At 70.2% G+C, this 23,480-nt stretch carries 20 protein-coding genes and 3 tRNA genes; 11 read left to right on the top strand and 12 right to left on the bottom strand.

Going from position 1 to position 23,480, the window contains the following annotated elements:
- Positions 1 to 568: 568 nt before the first annotated feature.
- Positions 569 to 1,417, bottom strand: coding sequence for a DUF8083 family protein (locus tag SMIR_RS19585; RefSeq protein WP_168493224.1), 849 nt, complete (start codon positions 1,415 to 1,417; stop codon positions 569 to 571).
- A 246-nt stretch (positions 1,418 to 1,663) separates the two neighbouring features.
- On the opposite strand from SMIR_RS19585, the gene SMIR_RS19580 reads away from it, so the two are divergent.
- Together SMIR_RS19580 and SMIR_RS19575 are read left to right on the top strand one after the other, a co-directional pair.
- The gene (locus SMIR_RS19580) at positions 1,664 to 2,752 is read left to right on the top strand and encodes a Leu/Phe/Val dehydrogenase (RefSeq protein ID WP_168493226.1); all 1,089 of its coding nucleotides are present in this window, start codon (positions 1,664 to 1,666) and stop codon (positions 2,750 to 2,752) included.
- A 322-nt stretch (positions 2,753 to 3,074) separates the two neighbouring features.
- Complete coding sequence (locus tag SMIR_RS19575; protein ID WP_037615441.1) at positions 3,075 to 3,329, top strand: DUF3073 domain-containing protein; 255 nt, start codon at positions 3,075 to 3,077, stop codon at positions 3,327 to 3,329.
- 144 nt (positions 3,330 to 3,473) lie between these two features.
- Here the strand turns inward: SMIR_RS19575 and purM are convergent, their stop codons facing one another.
- The 4 genes from purM to SMIR_RS19555 form a co-directional block, all read right to left on the bottom strand.
- Positions 3,474 to 4,574, bottom strand: a complete 1,101-nt coding sequence (gene purM, locus SMIR_RS19570) for a phosphoribosylformylglycinamidine cyclo-ligase (RefSeq protein WP_180362430.1) — start codon at positions 4,572 to 4,574, stop codon at positions 3,474 to 3,476.
- Between the two features lie 43 nt (positions 4,575 to 4,617).
- Positions 4,618 to 6,144, bottom strand: a complete 1,527-nt coding sequence (gene purF, locus SMIR_RS19565; protein ID WP_075031373.1) for an amidophosphoribosyltransferase — start codon at positions 6,142 to 6,144, stop codon at positions 4,618 to 4,620.
- Between the two features lie 61 nt (positions 6,145 to 6,205).
- Positions 6,206 to 6,997 (bottom strand): META domain-containing protein, encoded by a 792-nt coding sequence (locus tag SMIR_RS19560; protein ID WP_168493228.1) that lies wholly within the window; start codon positions 6,995 to 6,997, stop codon positions 6,206 to 6,208.
- 304 nt (positions 6,998 to 7,301) lie between these two features.
- Positions 7,302 to 8,099, bottom strand: a complete 798-nt coding sequence (locus tag SMIR_RS19555) for a maleylpyruvate isomerase family mycothiol-dependent enzyme (RefSeq protein WP_168493230.1) — start codon at positions 8,097 to 8,099, stop codon at positions 7,302 to 7,304.
- Between the two features lie 173 nt (positions 8,100 to 8,272).
- Between SMIR_RS19555 and SMIR_RS19550 the strand changes: the two genes are divergently transcribed.
- Entirely contained in the window at positions 8,273 to 8,857 is a 585-nt protein-coding gene (locus SMIR_RS19550) for a Uma2 family endonuclease (RefSeq protein WP_101404196.1), read from the top strand.
- Between the two features lie 68 nt (positions 8,858 to 8,925).
- Here SMIR_RS19550 and purL read toward each other — a convergent pair whose 3' ends face one another.
- From purL to purS, 3 genes are read right to left on the bottom strand one after another with little or no spacing between them, the layout of a single operon-like run.
- Positions 8,926 to 11,184 carry a phosphoribosylformylglycinamidine synthase subunit PurL gene (gene purL, locus SMIR_RS19545; RefSeq protein ID WP_168493232.1) on the bottom strand — a complete coding sequence of 753 codons (2,259 nt, stop codon included), beginning with the start codon at positions 11,182 to 11,184 and terminating at the stop codon, positions 8,926 to 8,928.
- The gene (gene purQ, locus SMIR_RS19540; RefSeq protein ID WP_101404194.1) at positions 11,181 to 11,861 is read right to left on the bottom strand and encodes a phosphoribosylformylglycinamidine synthase subunit PurQ; all 681 of its coding nucleotides are present in this window, start codon (positions 11,859 to 11,861) and stop codon (positions 11,181 to 11,183) included. The genes purL and purQ overlap by 4 nt, the downstream gene beginning before the upstream one ends.
- Positions 11,858 to 12,121 (bottom strand): phosphoribosylformylglycinamidine synthase subunit PurS, encoded by a 264-nt coding sequence (purS, locus tag SMIR_RS19535; RefSeq protein ID WP_005482678.1) that lies wholly within the window; start codon positions 12,119 to 12,121, stop codon positions 11,858 to 11,860. The genes purQ and purS overlap by 4 nt, the downstream gene beginning before the upstream one ends.
- Positions 12,122 to 12,482: 361 nt before the next feature.
- On the opposite strand from purS, the gene SMIR_RS19530 reads away from it, so the two are divergent.
- From SMIR_RS19530 to SMIR_RS19495, 8 genes are all read left to right on the top strand, one after another.
- Positions 12,483 to 12,800 carry a histone-like nucleoid-structuring protein Lsr2 gene (locus tag SMIR_RS19530; protein WP_101404193.1) on the top strand — a complete coding sequence of 106 codons (318 nt, stop codon included), beginning with the start codon at positions 12,483 to 12,485 and terminating at the stop codon, positions 12,798 to 12,800.
- Positions 12,801 to 12,977: 177 nt separating this feature from the next.
- Positions 12,978 to 13,049 (top strand) — tRNA-Gly (locus tag SMIR_RS19525).
- A gap of 79 nt (positions 13,050 to 13,128) precedes the next feature.
- A tRNA-Gly gene (locus SMIR_RS19520) sits at positions 13,129 to 13,204 on the top strand.
- 130 nt (positions 13,205 to 13,334) lie between these two features.
- Positions 13,335 to 14,327, top strand: a complete 993-nt coding sequence (locus SMIR_RS19515) for an ABC transporter ATP-binding protein (RefSeq protein ID WP_168493234.1) — start codon at positions 13,335 to 13,337, stop codon at positions 14,325 to 14,327.
- On the top strand, positions 14,324 to 15,148 hold the full coding sequence (locus SMIR_RS19510; RefSeq protein ID WP_211118747.1) for an ABC transporter permease: 825 nt from the start codon (positions 14,324 to 14,326) through the stop codon (positions 15,146 to 15,148). Before SMIR_RS19515 ends, SMIR_RS19510 begins: the two co-directional genes overlap by 4 nt.
- Positions 15,149 to 15,168: 20 nt before the next feature.
- Positions 15,169 to 16,479: a sensor histidine kinase gene (locus SMIR_RS19505; RefSeq protein ID WP_212728376.1), complete on the top strand. Its 1,311-nt coding sequence runs from the start codon at positions 15,169 to 15,171 to the stop codon at positions 16,477 to 16,479.
- Complete coding sequence (locus SMIR_RS19500; protein WP_212727190.1) at positions 16,476 to 17,132, top strand: response regulator transcription factor; 657 nt, start codon at positions 16,476 to 16,478, stop codon at positions 17,130 to 17,132. The genes SMIR_RS19505 and SMIR_RS19500 overlap by 4 nt, the downstream gene beginning before the upstream one ends.
- Before the next feature lie 22 nt (positions 17,133 to 17,154).
- A tRNA-Gly gene (locus SMIR_RS19495) sits at positions 17,155 to 17,227 on the top strand.
- A 61-nt stretch (positions 17,228 to 17,288) separates the two neighbouring features.
- Here SMIR_RS19495 and SMIR_RS19490 read toward each other — a convergent pair.
- From SMIR_RS19490 to purD, 4 genes are all read right to left on the bottom strand, one after another.
- The gene (locus tag SMIR_RS19490; RefSeq protein ID WP_168493237.1) at positions 17,289 to 18,188 is read right to left on the bottom strand and encodes a phosphoribosylaminoimidazolesuccinocarboxamide synthase; all 900 of its coding nucleotides are present in this window, start codon (positions 18,186 to 18,188) and stop codon (positions 17,289 to 17,291) included.
- Positions 18,189 to 18,298: 110 nt separating this feature from the next.
- Positions 18,299 to 19,852 (bottom strand): N,N-dimethylformamidase beta subunit family domain-containing protein, encoded by a 1,554-nt coding sequence (locus SMIR_RS19485; protein ID WP_168493239.1) that lies wholly within the window; start codon positions 19,850 to 19,852, stop codon positions 18,299 to 18,301.
- Between the two features lie 186 nt (positions 19,853 to 20,038).
- Positions 20,039 to 21,871, bottom strand: a complete 1,833-nt coding sequence (locus SMIR_RS19480; RefSeq protein ID WP_168501145.1) for a M48 family metalloprotease — start codon at positions 21,869 to 21,871, stop codon at positions 20,039 to 20,041.
- Positions 21,872 to 22,200: 329 nt separating this feature from the next.
- Positions 22,201 to 23,478, bottom strand: a complete 1,278-nt coding sequence (purD, locus tag SMIR_RS19475) for a phosphoribosylamine--glycine ligase (RefSeq protein WP_168493241.1) — start codon at positions 23,476 to 23,478, stop codon at positions 22,201 to 22,203.
- Positions 23,479 to 23,480: the final 2 nt, after the last annotated feature.

The raw sequence follows: 23,480 nt of genomic DNA, 5'->3' as shown, positions 1-23,480 counted from the left end.
ACAACTACACCATCCGTCCAGCCGCGTCGGCCAAACCGATGGAATTGCCCTCCCAGGTGTTCATCAGCGACGGAAGCCGATGGACCATGCCATAGCGGACAGTCACGCCGCTGTGACGATCAGTCACAGGACGATCAGGAGTCATCAGACCCCCCATAGCGCGCAATGCCGAGATTCCCGCCCAAACATGGACGGATGGAGCCCTCCCCCGGGCTCCTTGTCCTATTTTGGCACGAGGAGGGGCAAGCGATGCAAGGGCCAGGTAAGTGCCATCCGTCACGCTTGACACATCGTCGACACAAAAGACCGGATCGGGACCTAGGTCCCGCCCTGCGCGATCTTCTCCCGCAGTGAGGGTTCTTCAGCGTGCGAGGACCATACGTCAGTTCGGGCGAACACCAGTGAGAAGCACATCACACTTCTCGTGCGGCTGGCCCGCCCCCGCCGGCCCGGGACACTCAGACACCCCACAGGCACTCAGACACCCCACAGGTCCCACAGGTCCCACAGAACCCACGTGCCACACGGGACCCACGCGCCCCACAGGCCCAAAGGCCCTGGAGTCCCCTCAGTTCGCCGAGCGCCGGTCCCGGACCGAGCGCCAGCGCTCCACGAGCCGCCCGTACGCCTCGCCCGCCGCCGCCCCGTCCCCGTGACGCAGCGCCTCGATGCCCTCGGCCACGTCGGCCGCCGAGTGGTCGTCCTCGAGGTGCCCGGCCGGCAGGGCGTGCACGAGCCCGCCGTAGTCCAGCTCGACCAGCGAGCGCGGATGGAACTCCTCCAGCCAGCGCCCCACGTCCACCAGACCGTCGATGAGGGGCCCCTCGTCCAGGGTGTCCCGCAGGGTCTTCAGTGCGCGTGCCGTCCGCCGCCGCGCCTGCACCATCGGTGTCCGGTAGCGCAGCACCGGCGCTGCCCCGTCACCGCCCGCCCCCTTCTCGTACCGCCGCTCCTCGTCGGTGACGAGCACGAACCAGTTCAGCGGCACCTGCCAGGTCGAGGTGCGGATCCACGGGCGGGCGTCGGGGTTGCGGGCGAGCCAGCGCTCGTAGTCAAGGGCCGCCTGGCGGCGTACGAGCGGCGGCAGGACCGCGTCCAGAACGGACGAGGGCAGTTCGTCGGCCAGTTCCTCCAGCGCCTGCCAGCCGCGCAGCCGGGTGCGCCAGGGACAGACGCAGAGCACTCCGTCGGCGCTCAGCACGAACGCGTCCGCGCTCTCGTGCACCGGCACGGGGATCGGCGGGGTGGGCAGCAGATCGGCCAGCGAGCGGCGCAACTCGTCCTGGTACGACGGGCGCTCGGCGCGCCGCGCGTAACGCGCCCAGTGGGTGCGCTCCGGCTCCGGGAAGGCGGCCAGCGGTTCGTACACGCGCAGATAGGACGCGTACGGGACGATCACCGAGGACACCTTGGGCACCCCTGCTCCCTCCCCAACGGACCGGACCCGAAACCCGGGCGGGAATCCCGGGCGAGCGGCGCGCGGGCGACCGGGAAATCACTCCAAATCGTCCCACGACCGTGCGGAAACGTACTCCGGGAGGAGGTGATCCTGAACACTGCGCGGATGGCGACCGGGCACAGGCTCTAATCTCATGCCCACGGAAGCCCGCCATCCGCACGGGCACCGTCCACAACCGCCGCTACTTACCTGGGAGTCACCACAGTGACCGACGTAACCGACGGCGTCCTGCACACCCTGTTCCACTCGGACCAGGGGGGTCATGAGCAAGTCGTGCTCTGCCAGGACCGGGCCAGCGGCCTCAAGGCCGTCATCGCCATCCATTCCACCGCTCTGGGCCCCGCCCTCGGCGGTACGCGCTTCTACCCGTACGCGAGTGACGAGGAGGCCGTCGCCGACGCGCTGAACCTCTCGCGCGGGATGTCGTACAAGAACGCCATGGCCGGTCTCGACCACGGCGGCGGCAAGGCCGTGATCATCGGGGACCCCGAGCAGATCAAGAGCGAGGCCCTGCTCCTCGCCTACGGCCGGTTCGTGGCCTCGCTCGGCGGGCGCTACGTCACCGCGTGCGACGTCGGTACGTACGTCGCCGACATGGACGTCGTGGCGCGCGAGAGCCGCTGGACGACGGGCCGCTCGCCCGAGAACGGCGGCGCCGGCGACTCCTCGGTCCTGACCGCCTACGGGGTCTTCCAGGGCATGCGGGCGAGCGCCCAGCACCTGTGGGGCGACCCGACACTGCGCGGCCGCAAGGTCGGCATCGCGGGCGTCGGCAAGGTGGGCCGCCACCTGGTGGACCATCTGCGCGAGGACGGCGCGGAGGTCGTGATCACGGACGTACGCGACGAGTCCGTACGGCAGATCCTGGACAAGCACCCGACGGGCGTCACGGCCGCCACGGACACCGAGGCGCTGATCCGCACCGAGGGTCTGGAGATCTACGCCCCCTGCGCGCTGGGCGGGGCGCTGAACGACGCGTCCGTGCCGGTGCTCACCGCGCGGATCGTGTGCGGAGCCGCCAACAACCAGCTCGCGCACCCGGGCGTCGAGAAGGACCTCGCGGACCGCGGGATCCTCTACGCGCCCGACTACGTGGTGAACGCGGGCGGTGTCATCCAGGTCGCCGACGAGCTGCACGGCTTCGACTTCGACCGGTGCAAGGCGAAGGCCACAAAGATCTTCGACACCACGCTGGCCATATTCGCACGTGCGAAGGAGGACGGGATTCCGCCGGCTGCCGCGGCCGACCGGATCGCCGAGCAGCGGATGGCGGAGGCGCGCCACCGCGGATAGCGGAACCTTCCATTCCGTCGCATTTCCGCGCGTGTCTCGACGCTTGTCAGGGACCCGCCGAGGGGACACTTCGAGAGAACTCTCACTCCCGTCGGCGGGTCGTCCGCCAAGAAGAGGTTAAAATCGCGGTTGACCAGCGGGGACAGGGCACCTCGCAGGTTCTGGGCCTAGGCGCGTCCTGCGGGCGACGTACCGTATGGGCGCGGGCTCAGGTACCGTGGAAGCCCTACGGACCGGTCTCTCCACGGAGAGCCCGTTCCAGATCATGAACGCGTGTCAAGACTCTGGGGCCACCGAGCCCCGTATCCGAGGGGGTCGAGCCATGGGGCGCGGCCGGGCAAAGGCCAAGCAGACGAAGGTCGCCCGCCAGCTGAAGTACAGCAGCGGCGGGACTGACCTCTCGCGTCTGGCCAATGAGCTGGGCGCTTCGACTTCGAGCCAGCCGCCGAATGGCGAGCCGTTCGAGGACGACGACGAGGAAGACGACCCGTACGCCCAGTACGCGGATCTCTACAACGACGACGATGAGGATGAGGACGACCAGTCCGGTCCGCAGTCTCAACGTCGCGGCGCTTGACGCACCAGCGTCCCTCGCGGTTTCCGCGATCTCTCGTAGCACTAGCCGTGAGTAGATCTCTGTTGGCGGATTTCTCGTAGCAACCGCACTTCACCCGGTCCGGGGCCTCAACGCCGGACCGGGTTTTGTGCTGCCCCGAGGGCCTCAGCTCGCGTAGTCGCCGATCAGGGCCGCGCCCGTCGCGTGCTCGCCGCGCTCGGTGATCTCACCGGCGATCCAGGCGTCCACGCCGCGGTCCGCGAGGGTGGCCACCGCCACGTCCGCCGATTCCTCGGGGACGATCGCGATCATGCCCACGCCCATGTTCAGCGTCTTCTCCAGCTCCAGACGCTCGACATTGCCGGTCCTGCCGACGAGGTCGAACACCGGGGCCGGGGTCCAGGTCTCGCGGTCCACGATCGCGTGCAGCCCGTCCGGGATCACCCGGGCCAGGTTGGCCGCGAGCCCGCCGCCGGTGATGTGGCTGAAGGCGTGCACCTCGGTGGTCTTCGTCAGCGCCAGGCAGTCCAGCGAGTAGATCTTGGTGGGCTCCAGGAGCTCCTCGCCGAGCGAGCGGCCGAACTCCTCGACGTGCTGATCCAGGCTGAGGTTCGCCCGGTCGAAGAGGACGTGCCGGACGAGCGAGTACCCGTTCGAGTGAAGACCGGACGCCGCCATGGCGATCACCGCGTCACCCGTACGGATACGATCCGGGCCGAGCAGCCGGTCGGCCTCCACCACGCCCGTACCGGCCCCCGCGACGTCGAAGTCGTCCGGACCGAGCAGGCCCGGGTGTTCGGCCGTCTCGCCGCCCACCAGGGCGCAGCCCGCGAGCACACAGCCCTCGGCGATGCCCTTCACGATGGCCGCCACGCGCTCCGGGTGGACCTTGCCGACGCAGATGTAGTCGGTCATGAAGAGCGGCTCGGCGCCGCACACCACGATGTCGTCCATGACCATCGCGACCAGGTCGTGGCCGATGGTGTCGTACACGCCGAGCTGCCGGGCGAGGTCGACCTTGGTGCCCACGCCGTCCGTGGCGGAGGCGAGCAGCGGACGCTCGTAGCGCTTGAGGGCGGAGGCGTCGAAGAGGCCGGCGAAGCCGCCGAGGCCGCCGAGGACCTCGGGGCGCTGCGTCTTCTTCACCCACTCCTTCATCAGCTCTACGGCGCGGTCGCCCGCTTCGATGTCGACGCCGGCAGCCGCGTAGGAAGCACCGGAAGCAGTGCCCGTCGCCGGAGGTGACTGATCAGACACAGAAGACATTGCCTGGAATCTTTCGGGTTGGTGAAACGGGGCTCTGCGGCGCTTACGGGCGACGGATGGCGTCAGCCGCGGCCGTGGCTGCGGGACCCGCGGCCAGCTCGGTCTCCAGAAGCTGCTTGCCGAGCAGCTCGGGGTCGGGAAGCTCCATCGGGTACTCGCCGTCGAAGCAGGCGCGGCACAGGTTCGGCTTGGCGATGGTGGTCGCCTCGATCATGCCGTCGATGGAGATGTACGAGAGGGAGTCGGCGCCGAGCGAGGTGCCGATCTCCTCGATGGTCATGCCGTTGGCGATCAGCTCGGCGCGGGTCGCGAAGTCGATGCCGAAGAAGCAGGGCCACTTCACGGGGGGAGAGGAGATCCGGATGTGGACTTCGGCCGCACCCGCCTCGCGGAGCATGCGCACCAGGGCCCGCTGGGTGTTGCCGCGCACGATCGAGTCGTCGACGACGACCAGGCGCTTGCCCTTGATGACTTCCTTCAAGGGGTTCAGCTTCAGACGGATGCCCAGCTGGCGGATGGTCTGTGAAGGCTGGATGAAGGTCCGGCCGACGTACGCGTTCTTGACCAGGCCGGCGCCGAACGGGATGCCGCTGGCCTCCGCGTAACCGATCGCGGCGGGCGTCCCGGACTCCGGGGTCGCTATCACCAGATCAGCCTCGACAGGGGCTTCCTTGGCGAGCTTGCGGCCCATCTCGACACGCGAGAGGTACACGTTCCGGCCGGCGATGTCCGTGTCCGGACGGGCCAGGTACACGTACTCGAAGACACAGCCCTTGGGCTTCGCTTCCGCGAATCGGGACGTACGCAGGCCGTTCTCGTCGATGGCGACGAACTCGCCCGGCTCGATCTCACGGACGTAGGCCGCGCCGCAGATGTCGAGGGCGGCGGACTCGGAGGCGACGACCCAGCCGCGCTCCAGGCGGCCGAGGACCAGCGGGCGGATGCCCTGCGGGTCGCGGGCCGCGTACAGGGTGTGCTCGTTCATGAAGACGAGGCTGAAGGCACCCTTGACCTGCGGGAGGACCTTCGCGGAGGCCTCTTCGACGGTCAGCGGCTTGCCGTCGTCGTCGACCTGGGCCGCGAGGAGCGCGGTGAGCAGGTCGGTGTCGTTGGTGGCGGCCACGCGGGTGGTGCGGCCGTCCTGCTTGGGGAGGTCGGCGACCATCTCGGCGAGCTGCGCCGTGTTGACGAGGTTGCCGTTGTGGCCGAGCGCGATGGAGCCGTGCGCGGTGGCACGGAACGTCGGCTGGGCGTTTTCCCACACGGAGGCGCCAGTGGTCGAGTAGCGGGCGTGACCGACCGCGATGTGACCCTGGAGCGAACCGAGCGAGGTCTCGTCGAAGACCTGGGACACGAGGCCCATGTCCTTGAAGACGAGAATCTGGGAGCCGTTGCTTACCGCGATCCCCGCGGATTCCTGGCCCCGATGCTGGAGGGCGTAGAGCCCGAAGTAAGTGAGCTTGGCGACCTCTTCACCCGGGGCCCAGACTCCGAAGACGCCGCAAGCGTCCTGGGGGCCTTTCTCGCCGGGGAGCAGATCATGATTGAGTCGACCGTCACCACGTGGCACGCCACCGAGTGTAGGCGAGATCGACCACTGGTCCGAATTGGGGATACGGATCTTTGACGGATCACTCGTCGGCGACGGCTTGGAGGGTCTTACCGTTTGTGCTGGTCAGCGCGATGGCTCGGTGGTTCAACTCGTATCCGACCGTGCTGTCGAAGAAACCCAGCAGGGTCCTCTCGGTGTCCATGAGTGAGCCGTCGCACATCATCCGGGTGGTCCTGGCGGTGCCGAGGGTGATATGTCCGTCGCGGACGGTGGCCTTGGCGGTGACCTGGTTGCAGCCGAGGCGGCCGGAAAGGGTGCCTTTCGCCTTGTCGAGGGTGAAGTGGGCGTCGGCCCCCTCGGGAAGGGACTGGGCCACGGCACCGTCCCCGAGAGAGATGACCGTCCACTTCGTGCCGTACAGGGGCGCGTCCGGCTCCTTGGTCAGATTGACGCGGTCGCCGCCGTCGGTGGTGAGCGTCAGCTTGTCGCCCTTGACCTCGCTGGTGAACGTGCCGTCGACGAAGGCGCGGCTGAGGCTCTGCTCGAAGCTCATGGGGTCCTTCTGGCAGCCCATGTCGGTCGCCTCGATCTTCCCGAAGTCGACTCGGTCACCCTTCAGGGTGACGGTCGAGCCGAAAGTGTTGCAGCCGAGGTTGCCGCTGACGCGACCGTCTTCGCCGATCCGCAGATACGCGCTGTCCGGCGCCTGCCGGGTCCGGCCGTGCGTGGTGAGGGTGTCGACACTCCAGTGAACGCCGGTGACCGGCGACGATCCGCTCCCCACGGAACCGCCGCCCGCCGTCTCGGTGCCGCAGGCCACGGCGAGCGGAAGCAGGGTCAGGACACTGAGGGTCAGTCGCTGCTTGTCCATGACGGTGTGACGGGAGGGGTGGGGTGGCCGGTTCCCCTCCGGGGCGGTGCGGGTGGAGTCAGCGGCGAGGTCGGCGGGTGGAGCCCAGCGGGTGGAGCCGACGGTGAAGCCCAGCGGGTGGAGCCGACGGTGAAGCCCAGCGGGTGGAGCCGACGGTGAAGCCCAGCGGGTGGAGCCGACGGTGAAGCCCAGCGGGTGGAGCCGACGGTGAAGCCCAGCGGGTGGAGCCGACGGTGAAGCCCAGCGGGTGGAGCCGACGGTGAAGCCCAGCGGGTGGAGCCGACGGTGGAGTCAGCGGGTCGGCTCAGCCCATCAGGGGCAGCAGTCCGCCGAGGTCGGCCCGCTCACCGCTCGCGCTGACCTTCGCCTCGTCCAGCGCGGTCTTCCACTCCGTACGTCCCGTCGCCAGCCGGATCCAGGTCAGCGGGTCGGTCTCCACGACGTTCGGCGGTGTGCCCCGGGTGTGCCGGGGGCCCTCCACGCACTGCACGACGGCGTACGGCGGGATCCGCACCTCCGTCGACGCGCCGGGCGCCTTCACGGCGAGCGCGTCGGCGAGCAGCCGGGTGCACGCGGCGAGGGCCTGGCGGTCGAGGGGGATGTCGAAACCCGGCACGGCGGCGTTCAGGTCGTCGGTGTGGACGACGAGTTCTACGGTGCGGGTGACGACACAGTCGGCCAGCGGCATCGCGCCCGCGCTGGTGGCGAGCAGCCGGGTGCCGGGGTAGGCGTCGAGGTGGGCCGTGAAGTCCCGCTCCACGTCGGCCAGGAAGGCCACCAGGTCGGGGTGCTCCTCGGCCAGTCGGTGGGCTGTGTCCGCGATGGCCCCGGAGTTGGCGGAGGTCGCGAACGGCCAGTCGAGGACCGTGGCGTCCCGCTTTACGGGCTCCGGCTGGTCGAGGAGCCGGGTGACACCTTCGAGAGTCGTGCCGACGTGCGCGACCAGTTCACGCACCGTCCAGTCCCCCAGCCGGGTGGGCAGCGCGAGCCGCTCGGGCGTGAGGACGCGGACGGCCTCCCGTATGTGCCCGAACTGTGCGAGAACCGCGGCGCGCGTCTTGGCGGGATCGTACGTCCGTATGCGCTTCTTGACCGGGGGCATAGAGGTGAGCCTATGTCTCACGGTGCTCGTTCAGGCCCAGCGCACGGTCCACCAGGACACAAGGCCGGGTCAGAAGACCAGGGGCAATGACCCGTGAGTGTGATCGACGGCCAAAACCGCCCCGCACTGCCGGACCCGGACAACACTGGCCTTCGCCTGGAAGGAAGTGCAACATGACGGTTATGGCCGAGCACACGTCTCAGATGTCGGTGGAGGAGTTCGAAACGATCGCCTCCGCCGCTCCCGAGACCGTCACGTTGGAGTTCATCAACGGACGGATCGGAGTCAAGAAGGTGACGGACGGAGACCACAACACCATCGTGACCTGGCTGGCCCGACGCTGTATGCAGACCAGGCCTGACCTGGACCTGTATCAGGGCCAAGGGCTCCGCGTGGAGACGTACCGAGAGGGCAGGGCGAAACCGGATGCGGTGCTCGCGCCCGAAGCCCACTTCGCGGGACACGGCGAGTGGGCCGACCCTGCCGGGACGCTCTTGGTCGTCGAGGTCACCTCGTACGACTCGGACACCGACCGGCGAGACCGGCACGAGAAGCCCGCCGCATACGGCCAGTCCGGAATTCCCTTGTACCTCCTGATCGACCGGGACTCCTGCACGGTCACGGTGCACAGCACTCCGGACCGGAAGGTCGGAGGCTACCGCGACATCCACACCGCGAAGTTCGGTGAGAGGGTGCTCATCCCTGACCCGATCGGCATCGAACTCGACACGGAGATCCTCAAGAACTACGTCCGATGAGTCGAGGAAGGCCCCGCCCGGAAACGTGACTCCGGGCGGGGCCTTCCTCGTCGTACGACCGGCGACGGTCAGGCGAGGAGCGCCGGGATCGTGCCCTCGTGGGCCGTGCGGAGCTCGTCCAGCGGGAGTGCGAACTCGCCCTGGACCTCGACCGCGTCTCCGTCCACGACACCGATACGGGTGACGGGCAGACCCCGCGCACCGCACATGTCGTTGAAGCGGAGCTCCTCCGAGCGCGGGACGGCGACGACCGCGCGGCCCGCCGACTCCGAGAAGAGGAAGGTGAAGGCGTCGAGACCGTCGGGGACGACCAGCCGGGCGCCCTTGCCGCCGAGCAGCGCCGACTCGACCACGGCCTGGATCAGACCGCCGTCGGACAGGTCGTGCGCCGAGTCGATCATGCCGTCGCGGGACGCGGAGATGAGGATCTCGCCGAGGAGGCGTTCGCGCTCCAGGTCGACCTTCGGGGGCAGGCCCCCGAGGTGGTCGTGGACGACCTGCGACCAGGCCGAACCGCCGAACTCCTCACGGGTGTCACCGAGCAGGTAGAGGAGCTGGCCCTCTTCCTGGAAGGCGACCGGCGTGCGGCGGGCGACGTCGTCGATGACGCCCAGCACGGCCACGACCGGGGTCGGGTGGATGGCGACCTCGCCCGTCTGGTTGTAGAGCGAGACGTTGCCGCCGGTCACCGGGGTGCCCAGCTGCTGGCAGGCGTCGGCGAGACCGCGGATGGCCTCGGCGAACTGCCACATGACGGCCGGGTCCTCGGGCGAGCCGAAGTTCAGGCAGTCGGAGACGGCGAGCGGCTTGGCGCCGGTCGTCGCGACATTGCGGTAGGCCTCGGAGAGGGCGAGCTGTGCGCCGGCGTACGGGTCCAGCTTGGCGTAGCGGCCGTTGCCGTCCGTGGCGATGGCGACGCCGAGCCCGGTCTCCTCGTCGATGCGGATCATGCCCGAGTCCTCGGGCTGCGCCAGCACCGTGTTGCCCTGCACGAAGTGGTCGTACTGGGAGGTGATCCAGGACTTGGAGGCCTGGTTCGGCGAGCTCACGAGCTTGAGGACCTGGTCCTTGAGCTCCTCGCTGCTCGCCGGGCGCGGCAGCTTGTTCGCGTCGTCGGCCTGGAGGGCGTCCTGCCACTCGGGGCGGGCGTAGGGGCGCTCGTAGACCGGGCCGTCGTGGGCGACCGTGCGCGGGTCGACGTCGACGATCTTGCCGCCGTGCCAGTAGATCTCCAGACGGTCGCCGTCGGTGACCTCACCGATGACGGTGGCGATGACGTCCCACTTGTCGCAGATCTCCAGGAACCGGTCGACCTTCTCCGGCTCGACGACCGCGCACATGCGTTCCTGCGACTCGCTCATGAGGATTTCCTCGGGAGAGAGAGTCGAGTCCCGCAGCGGTACGTCGTCCAGGGTGACGCGCATGCCGCCGGAGCCGTTGGAGGCCAGCTCGGAGGTGGCGCAGGACAGACCGGCCGCGCCGAGGTCCTGGATGCCGACGACCAGCTTCTCGGCGAAGGCCTCGAGCGTGCACTCGATGAGCAGCTTCTCCTGGAAGGGGTCGCCGACCTGGACCGCGGGCCGCTTCGACGGCTTGGCGTCGTCGAAGGTCTCACTCGCCAGGATGGAGGCGCCGCCGATGCCGTCGCCGCCCGTGCGGGCCCCGTAGAGGATGACCTTGTTGCCGGTGCCGGACGCCTTCGCGAGGTGGATGTCCTCGTGCTTCATGACACCGATGGCACCGGCGTTGACGAGGGGGTTGCCCTGGTAGCAGGCGTCGAAGACGACCTCGCCGCCGATGTTGGGCAGACCGAGACAGTTGCCGTAGCCGCCGATGCCCGCGACGACGCCCGGCAGGACGCGCTTGGTGTCGGGGTGGTCGGCGGCGCCGAAGCGCAGCGGGTCGACGACGGCGACCGGGCGGGCGCCCATCGCGATGATGTCGCGCACGATGCCGCCGACGCCGGTGGCCGCTCCCTGGTAGGGCTCGACGTACGACGGGTGGTTGTGCGACTCGACCTTGAAGGTGACGGCGTAGCCCTGGCCGACGTCGACGACACCGGCGTTCTCGCCGATGCCGACGAGCAGGGCGTCGGACTGCGGGGCCTTCTCGCCGAACTGGCGGAGGTGGACCTTCGAGGACTTGTACGAGCAGTGCTCGGACCACATGACGGAGTACATGGCGAGCTCGGCGCCGGTGGGCCGGCGGCCGAGGATCTCGACGACGCGCTCGTACTCGTCCTTCTTCAGGCCCAGTTCGGCCCAGGGCAGCTCGACGTCGGGGGTCGCGGCCGCGTTCTCGACCGTGTCCAGAGGCGTGCGGCTCATGCGTTGACCAGCTTCTTGAGGATCGAGGTGAAGAAGGGAAGGCCGTCGGTACGGCCGGACCCGACCAGGGTCTCGACGGCGTGCTCGGGGTGCGGCATGAGACCGACCACGTTCCCGGCCTCGTTGGTGATGCCCGCGATGTCCCGGAGGGAGCCGTTGGGGTTGAAGTCGACGTACCGGAAGACGACCCGGCCCTCCGCCTCCAGCATGTCGAGCGTGTGCTCGTCGGCGACGTACCGCCCGTCCATGTTCTTCAGCGGGATGTGGATCTCCTGGCCGGACTCGTAGTCGGCCGTCCAGGACGTCTCCGCGTTCTCCACCCGCAGCTTCTGGTCGCGGCAGATGAAGTGGAGGTGGTTGTTGCCGAGCATCGCGCCGGGGAGAAGGTGCGCCTCGGTGAGGACCTGGAAGCCGTTGCAGATGCCGAGGACGGGCATTCCGGACTTCGCCTGCTCGATCACGGTCTCCATCACGGGCGAGAAGCGCGAGATGGCACCGGCCCGGAGATAGTCGCCGTACGAGAAACCGCCGGGCAGCACCACGGCGTCGACCTGCTTGAGGTCCTTGTCCTTGTGCCAGAGGGCGACGGGTTCGGCGCCGGCGAGCTTGATCGCACGCTGCGTGTCCCGGTCGTCGAGGCTGCCGGGAAAGGTGACGACTCCAATACGAGCGGTCACTTTCCTGCCTCCGCGACTTCCTCGACCTTGACGGTGAAGTCCTCGATCACGGTGTTGGCGAGGAAGGATTCCGCCAGTTCATGGATGCGGGCGAGCGCGGCGTCGTCCACCGGCCCGTCCACTTCCAGTTCGAATCGCTTTCCCTGACGTACGTCGGAGACACCTTCGAAACCGAGGCGCGGCAGTGCACGCTGCACCGCCTGGCCCTGGGGGTCGAGGATCTCCGGCTTGAGCATGACGTCGACTACGACGCGTGCCACTGGCACTCCCGGTGTGTGGTGCTGAGCAGGTCGCTTCAGACTACCCGCACAAAATTTCTACTCGCGTAGATTCGTAGAATCCTACGTGAGCCCGATCACGATCCCGCATCGACGCGGGGGCCTGCACGGAAAATCCTGGGAAAAATCGCAGAAGAGCGGCGGGGCCCCATTACCTTCGGACACGCGGAAGGTTTTAGTCGGGCTTCACAATGCAATGCCCGGCACTGTACAAAGGAATTGGCAATAGCCGATACTTTGCCCAATAACAGCCGGACAGTCGACATCTCCCCGACAACTCCGTGACGTCCACGCACGTCATGGGGTGTGATCGCAGAGGTGCCGCACGAAGGGACCGATATTCGTGGCGCAGCGTGTCGTGGTCACTCTCTTTGACGACATCGACGGCTCGGAAGCGGCGGAGACGATCGCCTTCGGACTCGACGGCAAGTCGTACGAGATCGACCTCAATCCAACCAATGCCAAGAAACTGCGTAAGGCCCTCGCGCCCTACCTCGAGGCCGGCCGCAAGCAGTCGAAGTCCGGGAAGGCGTACACGCACACCGCGTTGACCCCCGACCCGGCCGCCGTCCGCGCCTGGGCCCGCTCCAACAAGCTGGACGTCCCCCCGCGCGGCCGCATCCCCAAGAAGGTCTACGAGGCGTTCGCCGAGGCGCACTGAATCCGAGGCTCCGGCGGATGGCTCGCCGGGCTCCCGCTCCGGCCGGCTCGCCGGGGCCCCGCTCCGGCCGGCCATCCGCCCCCGCACGCAACCGACTTGCGCTGACCCCCCGCTGATCAGCTAGAGTCTGGAGCACGCCGAGGGGCAAGGCCGAAAAGCCGGACCCCGAGGAGTTACGCGGGTGTAGTTCAGTAGCAGAACATCCCCCTTCCAGGGGGAAGGCGCAGTGTGCAATTCCTGTCACCCGCTCTGCAGCCCTTACCGACCACTGTTGTGGATCAGGTAGGGTGGTGCTCGCACCGACCGGTGAAAGCTGGTCGGAGGCAATGCGGACGTAGCTCAGTTGGTAGAGCGCAACCTTGCCAAGGTTGAGGTCGCGAGTTCGAGCCTCGTCGTCCGCTCCAGGAAGCAAAGACCCCGGTCATCGACCGGGGTCTTTCTCGTGTACGCGCACGACCGTCCCCTGACATTTGTCATGCGGAGTGATGACACCGCGCACTGCTGTCGGGTCCCGTCCGCGGGGACGCTGATTTCATGAACACGAACGAGCGAGATGACGTGATCGAGGTCACTGATCTGCGGCGCGTGTACGGGGGAGACCGGGGAGCCGGCGGCGATTTCGAAGCCGTGCGCGGAATCACCTTCTCCGTGGGCCGCGGTGAGCTCTTCGCGCTGCTGGGGACCAACGGCGCGGGCAAGACCTCCACCGTCGAACTGCTGGAGGGCCTCGCCCCTCCGGCGGCCGGCCGGGTGCGGGTCCTCGGACACGATCCGTACGAGGAGCGCGCGGCCGTCCGGCCCCGGATCGGCGTGATGCTGCAGGAGGGCGGCTTCCCCTCCGAGCTGACGGTCGCGGAAACCGTACGGATGTGGGCGGGCTGCACGAGCGGAGCCCGGCCCACCGCTCAGGCCCTGGAGATGGTCGGGCTCACCCGGCGGTCCGGGGTACGGGTGAAGCAGCTGTCCGGGGGCGAGAAACGGCGCCTGGACCTGGCCCTCGCGCTCCTCGGCCGCCCCGAGGTCCTCTTCCTCGACGAGCCGACGACCGGCCTGGACGCCGAAGGACGCCGGGACACCTGGGAGTTGGTGCGCGAGCTGCGCGACGGCGGCACGACCGTGGTGCTGACCACGCACTACCTGCAAGAGGCGGAGGAGCTGGCCGACCGGCTCGCGGTCCTCCACGAAGGGCACATCGCGGCCTCCGGCACCCCTGCCGAGGTGACCGCGTCCTCACCGTCCCGGATCTCCTTCGAACTGCCCGACGGCTACTTCCTCGGAGACCTGCCCCCGCTCGCCGGACTCGGCGTGACCGATCACGAGACGGCGGGCCGCGCCGTCAGGCTGCGCACCGACGAGCTCCAGCGCACCGCCACCGCGCTGCTCGTGTGGGCCCACCAGAAGCAGGTCGAGCTGCGGGGGCTCGATGTGCGGTCGGCCTCACTGGAGGAGGCGTTCCTGCGGATAGCGCGGGACGCTTCGGGCCGGGGCGCGGGTGTGCGGGAGCGGGAAAGGGGGACGGCGGCATGAGCGCGACAGTCCCGGCGACCGGGAACCCCGGTACGGACAAGGGTGCGGGTGCGGGTATGACGACGGCCGCGGGGCGGATGGCCGCCCTGGCGCGCGCCGAACTGACCCTGCTGGGCCGCTCGAAGGCGACCCTCGCCGCCGCCGTGTTCATGCCGCTGCTCTTGCCGTTCAGCCTCCGCTCGACGGTCGACCAGATGGACCTGAAGGGCACCGGGCTCTCGGTCGGCTCGGTCGTCCTGCCGTCCTCCGTCGGCTTCTCACTCCTCTTCGCGGTCTACAGCTCGCTGGTGAGCGTGTACGCGGCCCGCCGCGAGGAGCTCGTCCTCAAACGGCTGCGCACCGGGGAGCTGCGGGACACGGAGATCCTCGCGGGTGCGGCCCTGCCCTCGGTCGCGATCGGCCTGGTGCAGTGCCTGGTCCTGACGGTCGCGTGCGCCGCGCTGCTGGACGTCGGCGCGCCCCGGGCACCCCATCTCGCCGTCCTGGGGCTGCTCCTGGGCCTGGCGATGTGGCCCCCGCTCGCGGCGATCACGGCGAACTTCAGCAAGAGCGTGGAGGGTGCCCAGGTCGCCGCCATGCCCTTGATGCTGGTGTCGCTGTTCGGTTCCGGCACCTTCTTCCCCCTCCAGGTCATGCCGGACCAGCTGGCCTCGGCCTGCGAACTGCTGCCCCTGACCCCGGTGATCACGCTGATTCGCGGTGGCTGGACCGGTGACCTCTCCGCGCACGACACCCTGGGCGCGCTCGGGACGGCGGTGGCCTGGATCGTCCTCGCGGTGTTTGCTGTACGGCGGTGGTTCCGCTGGGAGCCGCGGCGTTGACCAGGGGCTTGGTGGTGGGCATGGGCGGGCGCGATGGCTGGTGGCGCGGCAAGAGCACACCGGCGAAGGTCGAGACGTACACGCGGTGGTCGTTCCACACCTTCCCGTTCGTCGAGGTCGCCGCCTTCGCGCTGCCGGCCTTCGGATATGTGCCCGCCCCGGTGAACTGGTTCCTGTTCCTGCTGGTGAGCGCGCACGCCGCGCTCGGCGCGGTGACCGCCTCGCTGACCCTGGACTGGACCCGCGGCCGACGCCCCCTGCCGGTACGGCTGCTCTGGGCGCTGGGCACCGCCACCGTGGTGATCGCCGTCGTGAGCCTGGTGGTCGCGCTGCACGGCCCGCGCGGCGCGGACAACGGGGCGGCGGCGGGCACGGTGTTCGTCGGCGTCCTCTCCTTCGGGATCGGCACCCTGGCGCTCGCGGTGCGCGAGACACGACGCATGGTGTACGGCGTGCTCGCCGCCGCCCTGGGCGCCGGCGCCGTGGCCGTCCCGGCGGGTGTCCCGGCACCCGGCGCCGCCGTCGCCGCCGGTGCGGTCGTCCTCGCCGCCGGTTTCTTCACCTTCACCTCCGCCTTCTCCGTCTGGATGCTGAACGCCGTCTACGAACTCGACGAGGCCCGCGAGACCCGGGCCAGGCTCGCGGTCGCCGAGGAACGGCTGCGCTTCGGGCGCGATCTGCACGACGTGATGGGCCGCAACCTGGCGGTGGTCGCGCTGAAGAGCGAGCTCGCCGTGCAACTGGCGCGGCGCGGGCGGCCTGAGGCCGTGGAGCAGATGATCGAGGTCCAGCGGATAGCGCGGGAGACGCAACGGGAGGTCCGCGAGGTCGTACGCGGCTACCGCGAGGCCGACCTCCGGACCGAACTCGCGGGCGCCCAGGGCGTGTTGACGGCCGCCGGCATCGACTGCGAGGTCAGCGGCCCGGTGACCGGTCTGCCCGCGGAGATCCAGTCCGCGCTCGGCTGGGTCGTACGGGAGGCGACGACGAACGTGCTGCGGCACGGGGACGCCGGAAGGTGCGCGGTGTCCCTGCGCGTGGCGGAGGGCCGGGTGACTCTCACCGTCGAGAACGACGGGGCGCCCGGTACCGGCAGCGGGTCCGGTACCGGACCCGCTGCCGCCGAGCCGGGAAGGGGGTCCGGGCTCGCCGGGCTGCGGGAGCGGCTCAGGGAGGTGGACGGGGTGCTGCGGGCCGGGCCTGCCGGGAGTGACCTGTTCCGCCTGACCGCCGAGGTGCCGCTGCCCCCTGCCTCGGCGCCGGTGCCGGCACCGGCACCGGGTGGCTCGCCCCCGCCCGTCCCCCACCCCGTGAGTGAGGTCACCCCATGACGCCCACCCCACCCGCCTCATCCACCTCATCCGTCCCGTCCGCACCGCCCGTGCGGCTGTTGCTCGCTGACGACGAGCACCTGATCAGGGGTGCGCTCGCCGCGCTGCTGGGACTGGAGGACGACATCGTGGTGGTCGCCGAGGCCGCGACCGGGCCCGAGGCGCTGGCGATGGCGCTGGCGCACGAACCCGATGTCGCCGTCCTGGATCTGCAGATGCCGGGGGCGGACGGTGTGAGGGTCGCCACATCACTACGGGCCGAACTGCCCGGCTGCCAGGTGCTGATCGTGACGAGTCATGGGCGGCCGGGGCATCTGAAGCGAGCGCTTGCGGCAGGTGTGCGCGGGTTCGTCCCGAAGACGGTCAGCGCACAGCGGCTCGCGGAGATCATTCGTACCGTGCATGCGGGAAACCGTTATGTGGACCCGGAATTGGCCGCGGACGCGATCTCCGCCGGGGACTCGCCGCTGACCGCGCGCGAGGCCGAGGTGCTCGAGTTCGCCGCCGACGGGGCGCCCGTCGCGGAGATCGCGGAGCGGGCGGCGCTGTCCCAGGGGACGGTACGCAACTATCTTTCGTCGGCCGTCTCGAAGCTGGGGGCGGAGAACCGTCACGCGGCGGTGCGTCTCGCACGGGAGCGAGGTTGGGTATAGTTGGTCTCGCACCACAGCGCATGCGGACGTAGCTCAGTTGGTAGAGCGCAACCTTGCCAAGGTTGAGGTCGCCAGTTCGAACCTGGTCGTCCGCTCGGAGAAAGAAGCCCCCGGCCCTTCAGGGTCGGGGGCTTCTTCGTGTGCTCCTTCGCGTCCTCAGCTCCAGCCGATGCCGGTCAGGCGCTCGTACGCCTCGATGTACTTGGCGCTGGTCGCGTCCACGATGTGCTGCGGCAGCGGCGGCGGGGGCTGCTCGCTCTTGCGGTCCCAGCCCGACTCGGGAGACGTCAGCCAGTCGCGGACGAACTGCTTGTCGAAGGACGGCTGGGCGTGGCCCGGCTCCCACTCGTCGGCGGGCCAGAAGCGGGAGGAGTCCGGGGTCAGCACCTCGTCGGCGAGGACGAGCGTCTCGCCCTCGTAGCCGAACTCGAACTTGGTGTCCGCGAGGATGATCCCGCGCTCGCGCGCGATGTCACGGGCGCGGCCGTAGACGGCGAGGGTCGTCTGACGCAGCTGGGCCGCCGTCTCGGCGCCGACCTGGCGGGCGACCTCCTCGTACGACACGTTCTCGTCGTGCTCGCCGACCGCGGCCTTGGTGGCGGGGGTGAAGATCGGCGCGGGGAGTTCCGAGCCGTCGACGAGGCCCTCGGGGAGGGCGAGGCCGCAGACCGTGCGGGACTCGACGTACTCGACGAGGCCCGAGCCGGTGAGATAGCCGCGCGCGACACACTCGACCGGCGTCATCCGCAGGGACTTGCAGATGAGGGTGCGGCCCTCCCAGTCTGCGGGGGCGCCCGGCGGGAGCTCGGTGCTCAGCACATGGTTGGGGACCAGGTCGGCCAGCTTGTCGAACCACCACAGCGAGAGCTGGGTGAGGACCCGGCCCTTGTCGGGGATCTCGGTGGGCAGCACCCAGTCGTAGGCGGACATGCGGTCACTGGCGATCATCACGAGGTCGCCCGCCTCGTTCTGGTACAGGTCGCGCACCTTGCCGGTGTGCAGATGCACCAGACCCGGGACCTGGAGGGGCTCGGGCTTTTCGACGAATCCGGACACGGTTCCTCCCCGTGGTTCTGTCCAAGTGGCTCGATTCTCCCGTATTCGGGGAGCGGCTTTGGCCAGGGGGGTGGGCGGGGGCCCGTGGTGGTCGTGCGGGGTGCGCGTTCTCAGTCGCGTTTGCAGATGCGGTCCAGGAGGTTCGCGGTGGCTCGCTGGATACGGGCGTCGACGTGGCCGGGCCGGTCCAGGGCCGGGGACCAGGCGAACGTCCCGGCCGCGAAGACCAGGGCGCCGGAGGGGGCTCGGTAGAGGGAGGTCTCCTGGTGGCGGGTGACGCCCTCGCTGTCCTGGTACGGGGAGTGGGCGAGGAGGATGCGGCCCTGGTGTTCGGGCAGCGGGGTGCGCGGGAAGTAGCGGTCGGCCTCGCCCGCGACCATGCAGTCGAGTTCGTCGCCGTCCTGTGCGCCGGTCGCCTCCCACAGCCAGTGGTCGGCGTTGCGCACGACCAGGGGGTGGGGTTCCGGGACCCTGCCCGCGTACTGGATGCCGATGAGCTGCTGCTCAGGACGGTCGATCTCGCGCCACAGCGCCGGCCTTCCCGGGCCTCTGCGTTTGCGGCAGGTCAGCAGACGGTCGGCGACGCCGGACGGGGACGGGGCCAACTCCACCTGCCAGTACATGGTGTTGGCGGAGAGGAAGACCAGGGAGGTGCCGCTTTCGCGGGCGAGTTCCACGGTGCGGCGCATGGCCGACGACCAGTACTCGTCGTGCCCCGGGAAGACCAGGCCGCGGTAACGGGTGGGGTCGACGCGGCCGGCGTGCAGGTCGCGGGCGTCGGCGTAGGCGATGTCGTAGCCGTAGCGCTCGGCCCAGCGGATGAAGTCGTAGGCGTGGCCGACGTGGAGGGGGAGGCCCGCACCGGCGTACGGGCGGTCGAAGGAGACCGTCGTCGCGGCCTCGGACTCGCCCAGCAGACGGCCGTTCTCGTCCCAGGCGTGGTAGAGGCTGGCACCGGTGTGCCCGTCCTCCGGATAGAGGTTGTACGCCTGCCAGGTGATGTCCGGGAGCAGGAGGAGAAGGTCCGCGGGGTGGTTGTCGCGGACGGTGAAGGGGATGTGGGAGCGGTAGCCGTCGGCGGTGGTGAGTACGGCCACGTACGCGCCGATGTTCCAGTAGCTCGGGATCTGCAACCGCCAGGAGAGCCACCAGTGATGACAGGAGACGGTTCTGTCGGCGGTGAGGGGTGGCGGCTGGACGATGCCCGACAGGCGGGGGCTGGTGGTGATCTTGCTGGCCCCGTCGCCTCCGTAGTGCCCGATGCGGTAGATGTCGACGCTGAATTCCTGGGGCGGGTCGACGGTGACGTGGAAATCGATGGCCTCGCCCGGCGCGGCCGCTCCGTTGGAGGCGAAGCCCTTGATCTGGCGGTGCACGTCGTCGGCCGAGCGGGGACCGCCGGCGCGGGGGTGGGGGATGGGGGGCCTGCGGGAGCCCTGGAGGGTGGCGGAGCCGCCGGGGCCCCCGGACTGACCGGCCTGACCGGCCCGACCTGTCTGATCGACATGATCAATGTGATCGATGTACCACGGGACGACATGACCGGTGTCGTCGAAGTACTGCTCGTCGCCCCTGAGCCAGGGAACGGGGCCCTGGCCGAAGGGGTCCGTCACGGCGTGCGCGAGTGCGCCCGACTCCCAGCGGCGGATCTGCTCCGACCCCATGCCTGCTCCCCTCCCTCGTGCCCCCGTCGGTTCTGTAAGCCTCTGCCCTGCGCGCGATCGGTCCCAGCACATCACATTACGCACGCACTCCGTCACCGTTCGTCGCGAATTGACGTGAACGGAACGCGGTCCTCCGATCCTGGAGGCGGATACGGGCGGCTGGGAGCAGGGACGGTGGTGGCGGCGTCAGACCAGGCGGACCGGTTTCTCGGGGCGGACGCCCAGGTGGCGGAGCCAGTCGCGGAGAGGCTCCGGGTCACCGTCCTCGACGAGGGTCAGGATCCGCGGCCCCAGATCCGCGGCCCGCACCCCGTCGACGAGAAGGGCGGGTCCGTCGAGCCAGTCGAGTCCCGGCGCCGCCCCGGCGGTGTCCATCGCCGCACAACAGACCATCGCGGTGACATGGTCGGCCAACAGCTCACGCCCACTGCGCGGCGGCTGGAGCGGAAAGAGCGGCAGCATCCCGTCGTCCCAGAACGACCAGTCGGGGCCCGGCTGCTCCGCGCCCCCGCTCGGCCCGGACGCGACGGCCGGCGCCGCCGCCTCCTCACGGGCCAGCTCCGCGCTGAGCCCGGCCGCGAGCGCCGCCGTCCGCTCGCTCCCGAGCACGGGCTCGCCGTCCTCCCCGACCTCCTCCTCGACCTCGACCTCGTTCACGCCCGTGCCCCTCTCCTCGTACGCCTCGCGCCGATCGATGGAGAGGCCGGCGTCGTCCGTGGCCGGCGTGGCCGGCGCGGTCAGATGGTCGAGCACGCGTGCCAGTGTCGGACCGCCCTGGTCGGGCTGGGTCGGATCCGTGGGGTGGCGGACGCCCAGTGCGTCCAGCACCCGGTGCAGCCGGGCCGCTTCGGTGCGCCAGGTGCGGTCGACCACCTCGTCCGGATACTCCTGCCAGTCCACCGGCGCCCAGTCGGGCCCGGGCTCCGCGGGCCCGCCGTGGAAGAGGCGCGCGGCGAGGAGCGAGGCCGCCTCGTCCACGGAGCCGGGCTCTTCGAGCAGGTCGCAGGCGGGACGTTCGCCGAGGCGGGAGGCGAAGCCCTCGGCCAGCCGGTCACGGCGCGACAGCTCGGTGAGGGCCGCGACGACACCCGCGTCCAGCCGGGACGGCCAGCGGCCCATCCGCCAGGCGGGCAGCGCGACCCTGGTCAGCAGCCGGTCCCAGCCCGCGTACGCCAGGCCGACCTGTTCCTGGGCGACGATCCGCAGACCGTAGTCCACAGCCTGTGCACGCTCGGCCGCCGCAGCGGCCACTCCCCGTTCCATCTCGGCCGCATGACCCCGACAGCTGCGCAGCAGCAGGCGGGTCACCCAGCCGACACCGGCGAGGACCGTGCGGACCAGGGGGCCGCGGGCCGGCTCGGAGGTCACGGCCACGGCCGCGTCCAGACCCCTTACGAAACGGCGGGCCGCGGCTATGTCGGGGTGCGCCGAAGGGCCCGTACCGGCGACGACCGGGGCGAGGACCGCACGCAGCTCCCCGACCCGCATCCACCACAGGAAGGGCGAGCCGATGACGAGGACCGGAGCCGCGGGGGCCCGACGGGAACGCCCGGCTCCGCCTCCTACCCCTCGTGCCCCCGCTATTTCGTCGCGGTGCTCGGGTGGCGGCGGCCCGTGCGCGGGGTGGGTGCGGTCCTCCAGCCAGCTGTCGCAGTCCGGGGTCAGCGCTATCGCCGAGGGCGGCGGGACGTCGAGGCGGTCGGCTAGGTCCCGGACCAGGCGGTAGAGGTCGGGAGCGGACGCCTCCGCGATCGGGACCGTGGGACTCACGGCGGGCCGCGCGCGGGCGACGACGAGCGCGATGCCCGCGGCGGCGAGCAGCACGAGGGCGGCGAGGACCGTCACGATCCAGCGAGTGACGGGCCAGCTTCCGCCGGTGATGTGCCCGGTCGAGCCGCCGACGAGCAGCACGACGGCGACGGCCGCGGGCAGCAGGGCGACGGCCAGCGCCCTGCTGCGGATACGCAGCACGGCGAGCGCCCGGGAGCGCGCGGCCTGCGCGCCCACCTCCACACCCATACCGGTCACGACCGGATGTCACCCCCTGCTGTCGGCCCGGCCCGGGCTGTCTCGCAGCCCGCGCCGAAGGATGCCCTGGTGTTGCTCACTCCCCCACTGTGGCACCCACCACCGACATCGCAATGCCGGTGGGCCAAGTGCCGGAACGCTTTCGCCGCACCCTAGTTGGGGCCTCGGCCCCCGTCAGCCGGATGGGGCATCGCTCACTCGATGGAATGGCTTTGGGGAAAGGTGGATGACCGTGGGCAAGGATCAGGCCCCGGATTCCGTACAGAATCCGGGGCCTGGTGGCGCGTGCGGGGGTGGGGGCTACGCCTCCGTCAGGGGCTCTACGCCTCGGTCGTGGCGTCGGTCGTGGCGTCCGCCGCCGCCTTTGCCGCGATGTCCGTACGGTGCTGCGAACCGTCGAGACCGATGCGGGCGACCGCCGCGTACGCGCGGGCGCGGGCCTCGGTGAGGTCGGTGCCGGTCGCCGTGACGGAGAGCACCCGGCCGCCCGCGCTGACGACCGCGCCGCCGTCGTGCTTCGTCCCTGCGTGCAGGACGTACGCGTGCGGGGCGTCCAGCGCCGCCACCTCGTCGAGCCCGGTGATCGGGTCGCCCGTGCGCGGGGTGTCGGGGTAGTTGTGGGAGGCCACGACCACGGTGACCGCCGCGTCGTCGCTCCAGCGCAGCGGCGCCAGATCGGCGAGGGTGCCCTCGGCGGCGGCGAACAGGACGCCCGCGAGCGGGGTCTTCAGCCGGGCCAGGACCACCTGGGTCTCCGGGTCGCCGAAACGGGCGTTGAACTCGATCACCCGTACACCGCGGCTCGTGATCGCCAGACCCGCGTAGAGAAGGCCGGAGAACGGGGTGCCGCGGCGGCGCAGCTCGTCGACGGTCGGCTGGAGGACGGTCTCCATGACCTCCTCGACCAGCTTCGGGTCCGCCCACGGGAGGGGCGAGTACGCACCCATGCCGCCGGTGTTCGGTCCCTCGTCGCCGTCCAGCGCGCGCTTGAAGTCCTGGGCGGGCTGGAGCGGGACGACCGTCTCGCCGTCGGTGATCGCGAAGAGGGAGACCTCGGGGCCGTCGAGGAACTCCTCGATGACGACGCGGTCGCAGGCGATGGCGTGCGCGCGGGCCTTCTCCAGGTCGTCGGTCACGACGACACCCTTGCCGGCCGCGAGTCCGTCGTCCTTCACGACGTACGGGGCGCCGAAGGCGTCGAGCGCCTCGTCGACCTCCTCGGGCGTCGTGCAGACATACGAACGTGCCGTGGGGACGCCCGCCCCCGCCATCACATCCTTGGCGAAGGCCTTGGAGCCTTCCAGCTGCGCGGCCTCCTCGGAGGGGCCGAAGCAGGGGATGCCCGCCGCGCGCACGGCGTCGGCGACCCCGGCGACGAGCGGCGCCTCCGGGCCCACGATCACCAGCTCGGCGCCGAGCTCCGTGGCCAGCGCGGCCACGGCGGCGCCGTCGAGGGCGTCGACCGGGTGCAGCTCGGCCGTCTCCGCGATGCCTGCGTTCCCGGGGGCGCAGTGCAGGGCGGTGACGTCGGGGTCGAGGGACAGGGAACGGCACAGGGCGTGTTCGCGGGCGCCACTACCGATGACGAGGACCTTCACGG

This window comes from Streptomyces mirabilis, assembly GCF_018310535.1.
GTDB lineage: Bacteria > Actinomycetota > Actinomycetes > Streptomycetales > Streptomycetaceae > Streptomyces.
This window is presented reverse-complemented; position numbering and strand designations above follow the sequence as displayed.

Excerpts from the sequence above, each read along its gene's own strand:
- SMIR_RS19575 (WP_037615441.1), top strand. The coding sequence starts at position 3,075 with ATGGGGCGCGGCCGGGCAAAGGCCAAGCAGACGAAGGTCGCCCGCCAG.
- purM (WP_180362430.1), bottom strand. The coding sequence starts at position 4,574 with ATGTCTTCTGTGTCTGATCAGTCACCTCCGGCGACGGGCACTGCTTCC.
- SMIR_RS19560 (WP_168493228.1), bottom strand. The coding sequence starts at position 6,997 with ATGGACAAGCAGCGACTGACCCTCAGTGTCCTGACCCTGCTTCCGCTC.
- SMIR_RS19555 (WP_168493230.1), bottom strand. The coding sequence starts at position 8,099 with ATGCCCCCGGTCAAGAAGCGCATACGGACGTACGATCCCGCCAAGACG.
- SMIR_RS19550 (WP_101404196.1), top strand. The coding sequence starts at position 8,273 with ATGACGGTTATGGCCGAGCACACGTCTCAGATGTCGGTGGAGGAGTTC.
- purL (WP_168493232.1), bottom strand. The coding sequence starts at position 11,184 with ATGAGCCGCACGCCTCTGGACACGGTCGAGAACGCGGCCGCGACCCCC.
- SMIR_RS19515 (WP_168493234.1), top strand. The coding sequence starts at position 13,335 with ATGAACACGAACGAGCGAGATGACGTGATCGAGGTCACTGATCTGCGG.
- SMIR_RS19510 (WP_211118747.1), top strand. The coding sequence starts at position 14,324 with ATGAGCGCGACAGTCCCGGCGACCGGGAACCCCGGTACGGACAAGGGT.
- SMIR_RS19505 (WP_212728376.1), top strand. The coding sequence starts at position 15,169 with ATGGGCGGGCGCGATGGCTGGTGGCGCGGCAAGAGCACACCGGCGAAG.
- SMIR_RS19500 (WP_212727190.1), top strand. The coding sequence starts at position 16,476 with ATGACGCCCACCCCACCCGCCTCATCCACCTCATCCGTCCCGTCCGCA.
- SMIR_RS19485 (WP_168493239.1), bottom strand. The coding sequence starts at position 19,852 with ATGGGGTCGGAGCAGATCCGCCGCTGGGAGTCGGGCGCACTCGCGCAC.
- SMIR_RS19480 (WP_168501145.1), bottom strand. The coding sequence starts at position 21,871 with ATGGGTGTGGAGGTGGGCGCGCAGGCCGCGCGCTCCCGGGCGCTCGCC.